Origin of the sequence: Roseateles sp. L2-2, assembly GCF_050613215.1 — a bacterium.
GTDB classification, from domain to species: domain Bacteria; phylum Pseudomonadota; class Gammaproteobacteria; order Burkholderiales; family Burkholderiaceae_C; genus Roseateles; species Roseateles noduli.
Genome location: NZ_CP192509.1, coordinates 4,614,025 through 4,628,302 on the forward strand (window position 1 = coordinate 4,614,025; position 14,278 = coordinate 4,628,302).

The following is a 14,278-nucleotide window of genomic DNA, read 5'->3' on the forward strand; positions in this document are numbered from 1 at the left end:
CTGAGATATCGTGCGCCGATGAGTTCCGACGCGCCGACCCTCGCCTCCCAACCGCTGGCCGACCTGCGCCGGCAGATTAGCACGATCATCAAAGGCAAACAGGCGCAGACGGAGGACTGTCTGGCCTGCCTGCTGGCCGGCGGCCACCTGCTCATCGAGGACCTGCCCGGCGTCGGCAAGACGACCCTGGCGCACGTGCTGTCGATCTCGCTGGGGCTGCGCTTCTCGCGGGTGCAGTTCACCACCGACCTGATGCCGTCCGACCTGCTCGGGGTCAACATCTACCAGCCGGGCGCGCAGGCGGCCGGCGGCAGCGCCTTCCAGTTCCACCCGGGCCCCGTGTTCAGCCAGGTGCTGCTGGCCGACGAGATCAACCGCGCCGGTCCGAAGACGCAGAGCGCGCTGCTCGAAGCGATGGAGGAGTACCAGGTCAGCGTCGACGGCACGACCCATCCGCTGCCGCTGCCCTTCTTCGTCATCGCGACGCAGAACCCCAGCGAGCAGCTCGGCACGCACCCGCTGCCGGAGTCGCAGCTGGACCGTTTCCTGATGTGCATCAGCCTCGGTTATCCGGACCGCCAGGCCGAGCGCGAGCTGCTGATGGGCGGCGACAGCCGCGAGCTGCTGCGCGCGCTCAAGCCGGTGATGACGCCGGACCAGTTGCGCGAGCTGCAGCGCGAGGTGCTGCGCATCCACGCCTCGCCGGCGCTGCTGGACTACCTGCAGGCGCTGCTGGAGGCGACACGCTCCGGCGAGTGGTTCCAGGAAGGCCTGAGCCCGCGCGCCGGTCTCGCACTGCTGCGCGCGGCGCGGGCGAAGGCGCTGCTGAGCGGGCGTGACTACGTCTCGCCGGACGACGTGCAGGCGATCCTGCCGCAGACCATCGCGCACCGCCTGCGGCCGCGCGGCGGCAGCGCGCGGGGCGCGCGCGAGCAGGTGCGCGCGATGATGGCCGCGGTGCCGCTGCCGTGAAGCTCCCCTCGCTGAAGCTGCCGGCGATCCGCTGGCCGTGGCAGCGCCGCTGGGACGCGTGGTGGCAGGGCCGCCATCCCCCCAGCGACACCACCGCGCTGACGCAGCGCAACCTGTACATCATCCCGAGCCGGCCGGGCGCCGCCTTCGTCGCGACGCTGGGGGTGCTGCTGCTCGCGTCGATCAACGACCAGCTGAGCCTGGGCTATCTGCTGACCTTCGTGCTGGCGGGCGCCGGGATGGCGTCGATGAACGCGACGCACGCCAACCTGCGCGGCCTGAAGCTGGACCTGAAGACGCCGCCCGCGACCCACGCCGGCCAGCCGCTCGCGCTGGACATCCGGCTGCACAACACCGGCGCGGCGCGTTTCGGCATCGGACTGCGCCTGCCCGAATCCAAGTCGGCGGACACGGCCTACGCGGACGTCCCCGCGCAAGGCCACGCGCAACTGCACCTGCAGGTGACCTTCGCGACCCGCGGCCGGCATGCGCTGCCGCGGCTGCGCATCGAATCGCACTTCCCCTTCGGCCTGTTCGTGACCTGGAGCTACTGGCGCCCGGCGGCGCAGGCCTGGGTCTATCCGACGCCGGAACTGGACGCGCCGCCGGCCGCCGCGGTCGAGGAAGGCCTGCCGCAAGGCCAGGGCCAGCCGGGCCTGGGCGACGACCCGGGACTGCGACCGTACCGGCACGGCGATTCGCCGCGTCAGATCCTGTGGAAGAAGTCGGCGCTCGCGCTGGCGCAACCGCAGCCGCCGTCGGGCAGCGGCGGAGGCGGCGCGGCGCTGCTCGTGCGCGAGCGCCTGGGCAGCCGCGCCAGCGAGCAATGGCTGGACCTGGCGGCCACGCGCGGGCTGCCGTTCGAGCTCCGCGTCTCGCGCCTGACCGCCTGGGTGCAGCGCGCCGAGGAAGAAGGCCTGCCCTACGGCCTGAAGCTGCGCGACGTCGCCATCGAGCCGGACCTGGGCCCGGACCATTTCCGGGTGTGCATGGAAGCGTTGGCGTTGATCGCGGAGGACGGACGATGAACCCGGCGACCGCCGCAGGCGGCTCGATCAAGCACCGCAGCCCCCTGCCCCGCGAAGCGCGCGACACGCTGTTCCTGCTCGCCATCATCGCGGCCACGCTACTGCCGCATGCCGGCCATCTGCCGTGGTGGTGCAGCCTGCTCACCGCCCTGATGCTCGGCTGGCGCGCGCGCCTGGCCTGGCGCAGCGAGGCGCTCCCCGGCCGGTGGAGCCTGCTGGCCGTGCTGGCGCTCGTGATCGGCCTGACCTTCGCCACCCACAAGACCATCCTCGGCCGCGAGGCCGGCATCACGATGCTGGCGATGCTGATGGCGCTCAAGACGCTCGAGCTGCGCGCCAGGCGCGACGCCTTCGTCGTGTTCTTCCTCGGCTTCTTCCTGGTGCTGACTCAGTTCCTGTACTCGCAGTCGCCGCTGGTCGCGATCTGGATGATCGGCTGCGTCTGGGCCCTGCTGTCGGCCCTGGTGCTGGCGCAGATGCCGCAAGGCGTGCCCAGCCTGAAGCTCGCCGCGCGCATCGCCGCCCGCAACACGCTGATCGGACTGCCGGTGATGGTCGCGCTGTTCGTGCTCTTCCCGCGCTTCCCGCCGCTGTGGGGACTGCCCAAGGATTCGGGCGCGCGCACCGGGCTGTCGGACTCGATGACCTTCGGCGCCTTCGCGGAGGTCGCCAGCGACGAGACCATCGCGATGCGGCTGCGCTTCGACGGCGCGCCGCCCGCCCAGCCGCAGCTGTACTTCCGCGCCCAGGTGCTGTCGCGCTTCGACGGCCGGACCTGGACCGCGTCTCGCGTGAACTGGTCGCCCGGCGACGACGCACCCACGCTCCAGGGCCCCGTGTTCCGCTACGAGGTCACCATGGATCCGCTGCGCGTGACCGCGATCCCGATGCTGGAATTCGCCCCCGGCGCCTCCGGCGCGCGCCTGCCGCTCGGACGCCTCACCGCGACCCGCGCGCCGCAAGGCCAGTGGCAGGTGCCGACGCCCGTCGCGGAAGTGCTGCGCTTCAGGAACGAGGCGTGGCCGCGCGCGGCGCCCAGCACGCGGCTCAGCACCGCCGACCGCAATGAATCGCTGAGCCTGCCGCCCGACCTCAACCCGCGCGCCCGGGCCTACGGCGCGACGCTGCGGGAGCGCTTCGCCGCACTGGACGAGGACGCCCGCGCCCAGGCGGCGAGTCGCGAGCTGCTGACGAAGATCCGCCGCGAGAGCTACGGCTACACGCTCACCCCCGGCGTCTACGGCGAGACGACCCCGGATGCCATCGACGAGTTCTGGTTCGACCGCAAGCTCGGCTTCTGCGAGCACTTCGCCTCCGCCTACGTCGTGCTGATGCGCGCGGCGGGCGTGCCGGCCCGCGTGGTCACCGGTTTCCAAGGCGCCGATCAGAACCTGCAGGACGGCGACCTCGTCGTGCGCATGAGCCAGGCCCACGCCTGGGCCGAGTTCTGGACGCCGTCGGGCGGCTGGCAGCGCGCCGACCCGACCTCGGCCGTCGCCCCCGAGCGGGTCCAGGGCCGGCTGCTGCGTCCGGACCCCGGTCTGATCACCGGCGCGATCAACCAGCTCAGACCCGGCCTGCTGAACGATCTGCGCGCGGTCTGGGAAGGCCTCAACCACCGCTGGCGCGAAGCGGTGCTGAACTTCTCGACCGGCGAGCAGATGAGCCTGCTCAAGCGGCTCGGCTTCGAGAACCCGGACTGGACCACGCTCGGCCAGGTCGCCGGCGCCCTGCTGACGGCCACCGCGGCGATCGGCGCCGGCGCGGCCGCGTGGCAGCGCCGCCCTCACGATCCCTGGTCGCGTCAGCGCCTGCGCGTGCGGCGCGAACTCGACCGGCTGGGCCTGCCCACCCGCGACGACGAGACCCCGCGTCGCTGGGCGGCTTCGCTCGTCGAACGCCACGGCGCGCCTGCCCAGGCCGTGGCGGCGTCGCTGTTGCAATTGGAAGCGCAGCGCTATCGACAGGACCTCGCCGCGGCCACGTCACAATGGCAACGCCAGTTCGCGGCGCAATGCGCCGAGCTCCGGCAGGCGCTGGCCCGTTGATCGATCGATCCGCTTGCGCTCCGTCTTCCCGCGTCCACGCCTCACCGCCACGCCCCGCGCGTTGCCGCCCGCAACTCCGCACGCATGACCGCCCGCATGACTGTTTCCCGCCGTACCCGCAGTTCCTCCCCCCGCCGCGTGTTCCTGAGCACGCTCCTGCAGGCCTCGATGGCCGCCACACCGCTGATGGCCGCTCTGGTCGCGACGCCGGCGATGGCGCAATCCACGGCCCCGACATCGACGCCCTCGCCGGCCAGGCCGCATGCGGCTGCGCATGCCGCATCGAAGGCCAAGGCGACGAAACCGGCGAAGAAGCCCGCGAAGAAACCGGCTGTGCTGCCCGAGTACGGCGACCGCGCCGACGTGATGGCCTTCGCCGACGCGCAGGCGGAGTCGCTGGGCTATCGGCGCGAGGAACTGCGCGCGGTGCTGGCGCTGGCGCGGCCGCAGCCGACGGTGCAGCGGCTGATCCTGCCCGGCCCGCCGGGGCAGGCGAAGGACTGGGGCGCGTACCGGCAGCGCTTCGTCGAACCGCAGCGGCTGCAGGCCGGCCTGGCCTTCTGGGCCACGCATGAGGCGACGCTGGCGCGCGCCGAAGCGACCTACGGCGTGCCGGCGGAGGTCATCGCCTCGGTGATCGGCGTGGAGACCTTCTACGGCCGCATCATGGGCTCCTTCCGCGTGCTGGACGCGCTGGCGACCCTGGCCTTCGACTACCCCTCGCCGCTGCCGCCCGGCGCACGCGACCGCAGCCCGTTCTTCCGCGAGGAATTGCGCCAGTTCCTGATCCTGGCGCGCGAGAACGGCCTGGATCCGATGGCGATGAAGGGCTCGTACGCGGGCGCGATGGGCTGGGGCCAGTTCATGCCCGGCAGCTGGCGCCGCTACGCGATCGACTTCGACGGCGACGGCCACGTCGACCTGATCAACAGCCCGGTCGACGCGATCGGCTCGGTGGCCAACTTCCTCAAGGAACACGGCTGGCAGCGCGGCATGCCGACGCACTACGAGGTGCAGGTCCCCAACGACACGGCGGCGCGCGCGCAGCTGCTGATCAGCGACGTGCTGCCGCAGCTGGACGCGCGACAGTTCGAATCGGTCGGCGCGCAGCTCTCGCCGCAGGGCCGCGCGCACAACGGGCCGCTGGCGCTGATCGAGCTCCAGATGGGCGGCGCCGCGCCGGTCTACGTCGCCGGCACGCAGAACTTCTACACGGTGACCCGCTACAACCAGAGCAGCTACTACGCGATGGCGGTCATCGAGTTCGCCAACACGCTGGCGAGTTGGAGGAAGGCGACCGGGGCGACACCGGCGTCGGGATCGGCCAGCGGCGGGTGACCGCCCTCCGATGAGGGGCGCCGGCGCTGCCAGGCCGGGGGTCCGGAGGAAACACCAGCATCCACCGGCCTCGCTTCGCGATAGCGTCGGTCCATGACCTCCCTGCCCCGACTTCTTCGCCGCGTCTCGTGCGCCGCGCTGCTGACGCCGCTGCTCGCCTCCGGTCAGATGTCGTCGCCGCCGCGGGACGAAGCGCCAGCGTCATCGGCGTCATCGGCGTCATCGGCCTCATCGCCCGCCGCGGCGGCGCTGTCGCCCATCGCCGCCAGCCTGCGCTACGACTCGCGCCTCGCCGAGTTCAAGAAGCCCTTCGGCGCCCAGCCCGCCAAGACCTGGGTCGACTTCCAGCTGACCGCCCTGCCCGGCGTCGACAAGCTCGAGCTCGTCGTCGAGCGCCGCCGCGTCGAAGGCAATGAAGACCTGATCGCCTACGCCGAAGAAGCCCGCGTGCCGCTGCACAAGGCCGGCACCGGTGTCGGGGCCGCCGCCGGCCGCGACGTCTGGAAAGCGCGTCACCGCTTCGGCGGCCCGGGCGTCTACGGCTACTACTTCGTCGCCACGATCGGCGGCGCACGCTACGTCGTGCAGAACAACGCCGACCCCATCTACTGGACCAAGGAAAAGGGGTCGATGGGGCCGGCTACCGTCGCGCCGCTGCCTCAGGGTGCCGATGGCAAGGGTCCCGATGCCAAGGGAACCATCCCGCCCTTCGCGATCCGCCGCTACCGGCAGACCATCCACGCCTCCGACTTCGCCGTCCCGGACTTCGCCCGCGATCTCGTCTACTACTACGTCTTCCCGGAGCGTTTCCGCAACGGCGACAAGACCAACGACCCGGAGGTCGGGAAGGCGAAGTACCAGGACCACGGCATCGAGCGCCACCCGCGCTGGCTGGACCGGCCGTACAAGCCCGGCAGCGGCGACGGTTCGGACGCGGTCTACAACAACGACTTCTTCGGCGGCGACCTCGCCGGGATCATCGAGAAGCTCGACGACCTGCGCGACCTGGGCGCCAACGCGCTCTACCTGACGCCCGTGTTCCAGGCCGCCAGCAACCACAAGTACGACACCGGCGACTACAAGCGCATCGATCCGGCCTTCGGCAGCAACGCCGATTTCGAGCGCCTCACCAGCGAGGCCGGCAAGCGCGGCCTGCGCGTGATCCCGGACACCTCGCTGAACCACGTCGGCGCGGACTCGCCCTACTTCAACCGCTTCGGCAACTTTCCCGCCGGCGGCGCCTTCGACAACGGCAAGCCCAACCCCGCGTCGCCCTATGCGAGCTGGTTCAAGTTCGACCTCTCCAAGCCCCACCCCGACGACCAGTACGCCGCCTGGATCGGCATCAAGGACCTGCCCGAGCTCGACAAGTCCAGCCGCGCGTTCCGGGACTACGCCTTCGGTCGCGACGGCGTGATGCAGTTCTGGCTGGACCGCGGCGCGGCGGGCTGGCGCATGGACGTGGCGCCGTGGGTACCGGACGATTTCTGGCGCGCGTGGCGCGTCGCGGTGAAGCGCCATCAGCCCGGCGCGCTGACGATCGCGGAGACCTGGTTCGATGCGAGCAAGTTCTTCCTCGGCGACACCTTCGACGCGACGATGAACTACATCTTCCGCAACACGGTGCTGGACTACGCGGCCGGCGGCAACGCGGAGCGCCTCTACCAGAACCTCGAGCTGCTGCGCGAGTCCTACCCGGCGCCGTCGCTGTTCGCGTCGATGACGCTGCTGTCCTCGCACGACCAGCCGCGCGCGCTGCATCACTTCGGCGTGCGCGACGACAGCCCGCCGGAGAAGGTTGCCGAGGCCAAGCGCCGCCTGCTGCTGGCGGTCTTCTTCCAGATGAGCTACCCGGGCGCGCCGACGATCTACTACGGCGACGAGGTGGGCCTGGGCGGCGGCGAGGATCCGTACAACCGCGCGCCGTATCCATGGGCCGACGAAGGCGGCCAGCCGGATCTGGCGCTGCGCGACCAGTTCAAGCGTCTGGTGGCGATGCGCCACGCGCAGCCCGTGCTGCGACACGGCACCCTGTCGGCACCGCTATGGCTCGACGAGCACGTCATCGTGCTGCTGCGCCAGGACGGCCAGCGCAACGCGATCGTCGCGATGAACAACGCCGACCAGCCGCTGCGCGTCGAGCTGACGCTCCCGCCCGCGCTGCGCGGCACGCCCTTCATCGATGCGATGACACCGGGCGCGCCGATGAAGGCAGCGGCCAACGGCAAGCTGCTCGTGGAGATCGGGCCGATGACGGGGCGGGTGCTGGTGGGGGATTGATGTCAGCCGCCGTGCGCCGCGCGCTGCGAGGCGAGGTGCGGGCGATCGATCTGCTGGGCGAGCATATCGATGTCGCGTGAAGCGACTCCGGTCTTGCGGAAGTGTTCCTTCCATCCTGCAACAACGCGAGCAACACGAGCAACTTCCGCGCTGGCGTCGTGATCCTTGAGACCGAACAGTCGAGCCTCCGTCATTGCGTTGTCGATCGTCGCGTCGTGCCCCTCGGTCCCGACGCGCAGTTGCTGGTAGCCCAACGCCTGTCCCGACGGCAGCACGTCGAAAGCCGGCGACAGCCTGAGTTCCCCGCCCTGCGTGTTCAGCAGCACATGGTTCTTTTCATGATCGTCAGTGTTGTCGATCAGGATATTGAACACCATGCGACGGAACAGCTCGCGCATCTGCTCCATTGCCCTTCCATCCCCCGTCCCTCCTCGACGCCGCAGCAGTTGAGCCAGTTCCGGATAACCGAGTTCGGCTTTCATCGCCTTCAGCGCCACGTTGGCGGACATGGCATGTAGACGACGATCGCCAGATCGATCAAACCGACGAACTGCGACTGCATTCCCCTGCGGCATTCGAATCGCACGCGTTTCGGCGACTTCGATACCAGCCAATGCGCACAGCGTCATCGTCGCGTGCTCGACCAGTGGCATGTCGAAGTCCTCGCCTGGCTCGGAGAACTTGACGACCCATTGATGGCCATCGATGTTGATCAGACCTTTCGGCCGCGCGCCACCGAGGGTCACACCCGGGGCGATCAGACGCCGATTCGCCTCGTCCACAGGTTCCCCGACAAGGATTCGCCGTGCGAGGTCTTCCATCGTTGCGACGTCTGCCAGTTGCGGCAGGGGGCCAAAGCGGCGAGGGAGATAAACGTCGGGCGACGTGGAGACCCCGAGCGCGCCGAAGCGTTCATGGCCGGCGTAGTACAGGTAATCGAGCACCGACAGACGTTTGGGGCGATCGAGGAAGCGGATCACGCGCTCGCCCCAACGATCAGGTCGCGCGTCGTCAACCGCGCCGACCGCCGTTTCCTTCTCTGCAGGCAGGATCTCGCCCTTGTCCAGGCGCAGATCCTCACTGAGCGCAAACCCGTGATTGAGCCAGGCATTCGCGTAGGTCAAAGACACGCCTTTGAGCGAACGCACGAGGCGGAGTTCGCCAATCAACCGTGGCGACGACGCATTCGTGAGTTCCCACAGCCAAAGCATGTCGGTGGGTTCGTAATCCTCGCGGTAGACCGTCATGCCTCACCCTTCCCGTGTTTTGAGCTCGCGCGTGCAGCGGCATCCACAGCGGCAAGCCGCTCGTCGATCGTTGTGCGCTTCCTGACCGCCCTCTGCTTGGCGACTCGCACCGCTTGCTCCAATGCACCGCGGTCATGTTCGGGCGCAGCCAGCTCCGGCAGCGCCGTATCCCGCCCCATGAGCCACAGCGCTGTCGCGTAAACCGCCATCGAGACGGTGGGATCCCCCTTTTCCATGCGCATCAAGGTGGGCTGAGAGACGCCGATTCTTTGCGCCCAGGACTTCAACGGCTCTTGTCTGCGCTTGCGTGCGAGCGACAAGTTCTCCCCCAGTTCACGCAGATGGGCAAGTACTGCAACAGGCATCTGATCAATCGCAACGGGTCTCTTCGGCATAACATAGATATTAATACATTCATGATTTCATGAATATCTATGTTTTTTCAAGCGGGAGAAGTCTATCGTTCCACAATGAAGACAGCCCCACGCGGCTGACGCCGGACGGGGCTGCATCTTTCGTTGCGCGCAGCGTCGCGCGCCATTGAAGTCGCTGATCTCGCCGACGTAGGCGGCGGGTCAGCCGCCTTCGTGGGAACTGGCGAGCAACGCCTGACCCTGCCTGAGTTCTTCCAGCAATGCAAACGCGCGGAGCACCTCGGCGACGCTCGCCGGGTGATCGAGATCAATACGGGTTCGACGCGCAACCTCGACGAACACGGCGCTTCGGGGCACTCCGAGCTTGTTGGCGACATGCAGCGCGCAGGACCTCGCGTGCGAGGCCCGGTGCTCAAGTGGCAGCGACTCGTCAAACACTGCCTTCCGGTTGGAGCTGAACGACATGAGATCTCTCGTGGATCGCCGAAGCGCCAGCAACGGCGCTGGGCGGTTTCTCGCTGCACGAGTTTGCCTGATTCGCGAACATCGTTGTCAGAGGGCCGGCAGCCCGTGAGATGCCGTCGGACACCCTCAAGCAAACAGCCCCGCCCGGCTCACGCCGGACGGGGCTGTTTCATTCGCTGAGCCTGCGTTGAACCGGATTGCTCCGGCTCAGCCGTTCATCAGAACTTGTAGGTCGCGCCCAGCAGGAACGTGCGACCCCACTTGACGTATTCCAACGGCCGGTCCTTCGTGCCCGCGTAGGTGCGATAGGCCTCGTCGGTCAGGTTGTTGACCTGCGCCAGCAGGCCCAGTCCCTTCAGCGGACCGTCGGTGAAGTTGTAGCCGATCTGCGCGTCGACGATGCTTTCGCCGACCACGTAGCGCAGCGTGCGCGCGCCGTTGAAGTTGCCGATCTCGCCGATGAAGTCCGAACGCTTGCGCTGGCTGACGCGGAACTCGAAGCCGTTGGCCTCGTAGTACGCGGTCAGGTTGTACACGCGCTTGGACAGGCCCGGCAGCGTGATCGGTCCGCTGCCCACGCTGCTGGCGCTGTCGGGATCGCGGATCGTGATGTTGCTGCTGTTGAAGGTCCCGCTGGCCGTGATGCCGAAGCCCTTCAGCGCCGGGGTCACCAGCTCCAGCGGCAGCGACGCGGTCAGCTCCAGGCCGCGCAGCTGGCCGCCCTGGCCGTTGTACGGTGCCGTGAAGTTGCCCGTCAGCTGCGCCGGCGGCTGGCCCGGCTGCGGCACGTAGTCCGTGACGAAGCGCGAGAAGTCGTAGTTGTCGACCGTCTGCTTGTAGATGTAGCTGCGCAGGTCCTTGAAGTAGCCCGCCACCGCCACGTAGGCCTTGTTGCCGAAGTACTTCTCCCAGGACAGGTCGACCGCGTTGGCGCGCCACGGGTTCAGCGTCGGGTTGCCGCCCGACGCGCCCGGCTTGCCGGTCGCGCCGTCGACGCCGAACTCGATGCCCGCGTTCATCTGCTCCACCCGCGGACGCGCCATCTGCTTGGCCAGCGCGAAACGCACCGTCTGGTCGCCCGGCAGCTGCCACGACAGGTTCAGCGCCGGCAGGTAGTCGGTGTACTTCTTGCCGCCGTCGATCGGCTTGACGCCGCCCGCGCCGCCGTTGAGCGTGCTGTCCCAGTAGTTGGACTGCGAGGACTGGTCCGTGTGCACCGCCTGCAGGCCGACGTTGCCGCGCATCGGGATGCCGAAGGTCGACGAGTCGATGTTGGCCTGCAGGAAGACCGTCGTGCTCTTCTCCTTCACGTCCCAGGCCTTGGGGATCAGGTAGTTCAGCGACTCGGTCGGCTGGAAGGTCATGTAGCGACCCACCGCGCCCGGCACGTTCCACGCCGGGATCAGGCCCAGGCCCGCGAAGCTCAGGTCCACCGGGCTGTACTGGAACTCCGAGCCGATCGCCGTGTTGCCCTGCGCGCCGACGTTGATGTTGCCTTCCGGCTGGCGCTTCTTCTTCGAGCGGTCGGCGTAGTTCAGGCCCGCCTCGAAGTCCGAGAACCAGCCCGACATCGCCTCAGGCGCGGGCATGTTGCCCACCAGCTTGAAGCCGGCCAGGTCGTCCTTGACGCTGGGCAGCTTGCCGTAGCCCGAGCCGTAGATCGTGTTCTGCAGGTACAGCTGCGTCGGATCCGAGTAGCTGCGTCCCGGCACGATCTGCGAGAAGTCGCCCGAGCTGAAGGCCAGCTTGACGTTGTCCAGCGGGATCGCGCCCGGCGCGGCCAGCAGCTGCGTGTTGTTCTCCAGGCTCAGTTCCTTGCGGGTGGCCTTGGAGTAGTTCACGTCGGCCGTCAGCGTCAGGCCGCTCTCGAACTTGAGCTTGTTGTTCCAACCGGCGGCGACGATCTTGTCGTCCCGCTTGTTGTACATGCCACGCACCAGCGGGTAGGCGTTCAGCAGCGTACCGCCGGTCTGCGTGCCGTTGTTGTTGACCGTCGGGTTGGACCAGTCGAGCGGCGCGTTGTTGCCGTTCCAGGTCATGCTCATCTCGAACTGGTTGGCCGTGTCTTCCTGCTTGGCCTTGGTCCAGAAGCCGTCGACGACGCTGGTCCAGTTCTGCGTGGGACGGAACTCGATCGTGCCCATCAGCGCGTCGCGTTCGGTCTTGCCGGTGCGGCGCAGCGCCTTGATGCCGCCGGAGTTGTAGGTGCCCGTCGGCAGGCCGGTGCGGCCGGACTGGTCCCAGGGCTCGTACAGGCCGACCTGTTCTTCCTGGGTCGGCGTCTCCTGGTGCGCATAGCCCAGCGACACGCCCACCTTGCGGTCGGCGAACTGGTCGATGTAGCTGGCGCTCAGGCGGTTGCCGGTGGCGTCGGCGTTGGCCGCCTTGCCCAGCGAGTTGCGCTGGCCGCGCGCGTTCAGCGTGACGACGCGGGTGCTGAAGTTGAGCGGACGCACCGTCTGCATGTCGATGGTGCCCGACAGGCCCTGGCCCACCAGGTCGGCGAACGGCGTCTTGTAGACGACCACGCCGCTGAGCAGTTCGGACGGGTACTGGTCGAACTCGACGCTGCGGTTGTCGCCGGTGGAGACCACCTCGCGGCCGTTGAGCAGCGTGGTGGCGAAGTCGGGCGACAGGCCGCGCACCGAGATCACCTGCGCACGTCCCGCGACGCGCTGCGCCGACAGACCGGGCAGGCGCGCGATCGATTCGGCGATCGACACGTCGGGCAGCTTGCCGATGTCTTCGGCCGACACGGCCTCGACGATGGCGTCGGAGTTTTTCTTCACCGAAATCGCGGCCTCGATGCCGCGGCGGATGCCGGTGACGGTCACGGTTTCCAGCTGGCGGTCGGCGGCGGCCTTGGCGGCCGCCTGCTTGTCGGCTTCGGTCTGGGCCGGGGCCGGCGCGGCGGCCTGGTTCTGGGCCTGAGCCTGCTGCCCATGGGCGGCGCCGGCCATCAGGGCCAGCGTCACCAGGCAACCGGCAGCGACGGGCTGCATCCGGAACAACTCGCGCGAGGCGTGCGATGTCTTCATTTGTTTGTCTCCTGTATGAACGGCGGAACCCAACGTTCTGGAAGAATTCTGTACTAAAACTAGATCACGATCCAAGCCCTCGCAAACCCTGGACGCTCGAAATCACACCCTCCATGGCGCGAAAACGACGAAGTTACTTCGGGTTTCTACCGAGAAACCAGCAAATTAGGGAGATGAAATGAAAAACGGCGGCCACGAGGGCCGCCGTTCAGAGCACGTTATGTAGCTGGACTACAACCAGCCGACAACATCGACAACAGGTCAGCGCACCGACTGCTCCAGCGCGAAGGCGGCACCCGCCAATGCCGTCAGCGTGTCGGTGATCAGCACGCAGGGCACCGAGGCCAGATAGGGCGCGAAACGACCCTTCTGCTCGAAGCGTTCCCGGAAGGACGACTGGAAGAATCGCTCGCCCAGCCGGGGCACGATGCCCCCGCCGATGTACATCCCGCCGCGCGCGCCCAGCGCCAGCGTGACGCTGCCGGCGAAGCTGCCGAGGAAGGCGCAGAACTGGTCCATGGTCTTCACGCAGAGGACGTCGCCGGACAGCGAGCCCTCGACGATCTGCTCGGCCGTCAGGCGTTGCGCGGACGGTTGACCGGCCACGGCGGCCACGGCGGCATGCAGCGTCGGCAGACCGACGCCCGAGAGGAAACGCTCGGCCGAGACATGCGGGAAGTCCTTGCGGGCCGCGGCCAGCAGCTCGCTCTCATAGTCGTTGGTCGGCGCCAGCGTCATGTGACCGCCCTCGCCCGCCAGCGCGACCCAGCCGCCGGAGGTTTCGATCACGCCGCCCACGCCCAGGCCGGTGCCCGGCCCGATGACAGCGAGCGTGCCATGCGGCGTCGCCAGCTTCGGCCCGGGGACCGCCGCGACCTGGTCCGCGCGCAGACCGGGCAGCGACAGCGCGAGCGCCTCGAAATCGTTCAGCAGACGCAATTCATCCAGGCCCAGCTCGGCTTGCAGCTGGCTGCGCGAGAAGGTCCAGTGGCTGTTGGTCAGCTCGATGCGGTCGCTGTTGATGGCCGTGGCCAGCGCGAGCGAGGCCCGTTTCGGTCGCGCCGAAACGCCCAGGCCTGCGAGTTCCTTCAGATAGGCCTCGGCGGCGGCGCGCAGCGACTCGTACTGCGCGACCGGCAGCTTGCGCACGTGATCGACGCCCTTGCCCGGCCCGTCGACCCAGGCGAAGCGGGCGTTGCTGCCGCCGATGTCCGCCACCAGCCACGGATAACCCGCAGCGTCCGCGCCCTGATTCACCACACCCTGTTCTGCTTGCACTGTTCTTGTCCTGCTGGTTCGACGGGTTCGCCGGTTCGGCGAGATGTCTGTTGTCGGCATTGGCCGAGCGCCGCTGACCGCCGGATGGCAGTCTCCGCACAAGGTAGCAAAACTACACCACCCACACAAGAGCGAAGTCACCCGGTCGCCGCTCGCGCGCCGCACGATATCAGATCCAGTTTCCGCAATGAACTGCAACCGCCTGTCATC

10 protein-coding genes are annotated in these 14,278 nt (G+C 68.5%); 5 read left to right on the forward strand and 5 right to left on the reverse strand.

Going from position 1 to position 14,278, the window contains the following annotated elements:
* The first annotated feature begins 18 nt into the window (after nt 1-18).
* The 5 genes from ACQZ13_RS20585 (at nt 19) to ACQZ13_RS20605 (ending at nt 7,666) form a co-directional block, all read left to right on the forward strand.
* Entirely contained in the window at nt 19-972 is a 954-nt protein-coding gene (locus ACQZ13_RS20585) for an AAA family ATPase (protein WP_431047648.1), read from the forward strand.
* Nucleotides 969-2,000, forward strand: a complete 1,032-nt coding sequence (locus ACQZ13_RS20590) for a DUF58 domain-containing protein (protein WP_431047650.1) — start codon at nt 969-971, stop codon at nt 1,998-2,000. Before ACQZ13_RS20585 ends, ACQZ13_RS20590 begins: the two co-directional genes overlap by 4 nt.
* Nucleotides 1,997-4,048, forward strand: coding sequence for a transglutaminaseTgpA domain-containing protein (locus ACQZ13_RS20595; protein WP_431047652.1), 2,052 nt, complete (start codon nt 1,997-1,999; stop codon nt 4,046-4,048). The genes ACQZ13_RS20590 and ACQZ13_RS20595 overlap by 4 nt, the downstream gene beginning before the upstream one ends.
* 96 nt (nt 4,049-4,144) lie before the next feature.
* Complete coding sequence (gene mltB / locus ACQZ13_RS20600; RefSeq protein ID WP_431047654.1) at nt 4,145-5,386, forward strand: lytic murein transglycosylase B; 1,242 nt, start codon at nt 4,145-4,147, stop codon at nt 5,384-5,386.
* A 93-nt stretch (nt 5,387-5,479) separates the two neighbouring features.
* Nucleotides 5,480-7,666: a glycoside hydrolase family 13 protein gene (locus ACQZ13_RS20605; RefSeq protein ID WP_431047656.1), complete on the forward strand. Its 2,187-nt coding sequence runs from the start codon at nt 5,480-5,482 to the stop codon at nt 7,664-7,666.
* A gap of 2 nt (nt 7,667-7,668) precedes the next feature.
* Here ACQZ13_RS20605 and ACQZ13_RS20610 read toward each other — a convergent pair whose 3' ends face one another.
* From ACQZ13_RS20610 to glk, 5 genes are all read right to left on the reverse strand, one after another.
* Nucleotides 7,669-8,913: a type II toxin-antitoxin system HipA family toxin gene (locus tag ACQZ13_RS20610; RefSeq protein WP_431047658.1), complete on the reverse strand. Its 1,245-nt coding sequence runs from the start codon at nt 8,911-8,913 to the stop codon at nt 7,669-7,671.
* A complete protein-coding gene (locus ACQZ13_RS20615) occupies nt 8,910-9,308 on the reverse strand; it encodes a helix-turn-helix domain-containing protein (RefSeq protein ID WP_431047660.1) in 399 nt (132 codons plus the stop codon). The genes ACQZ13_RS20610 and ACQZ13_RS20615 overlap by 4 nt, the downstream gene beginning before the upstream one ends.
* Before the next feature lie 180 nt (nt 9,309-9,488).
* The gene (locus ACQZ13_RS20620; protein WP_431047662.1) at nt 9,489-9,752 is read right to left on the reverse strand and encodes a hypothetical protein; all 264 of its coding nucleotides are present in this window, start codon (nt 9,750-9,752) and stop codon (nt 9,489-9,491) included.
* A gap of 218 nt (nt 9,753-9,970) precedes the next feature.
* Nucleotides 9,971-12,790, reverse strand: a complete 2,820-nt coding sequence (locus ACQZ13_RS20625) for a TonB-dependent receptor (protein ID WP_431047664.1) — start codon at nt 12,788-12,790, stop codon at nt 9,971-9,973.
* Between the two features lie 261 nt (nt 12,791-13,051).
* Entirely contained in the window at nt 13,052-14,068 is a 1,017-nt protein-coding gene (gene glk / locus ACQZ13_RS20630; protein ID WP_431047666.1) for a glucokinase, read from the reverse strand.
* Nucleotides 14,069-14,278 lie beyond the last annotated feature (210 nt).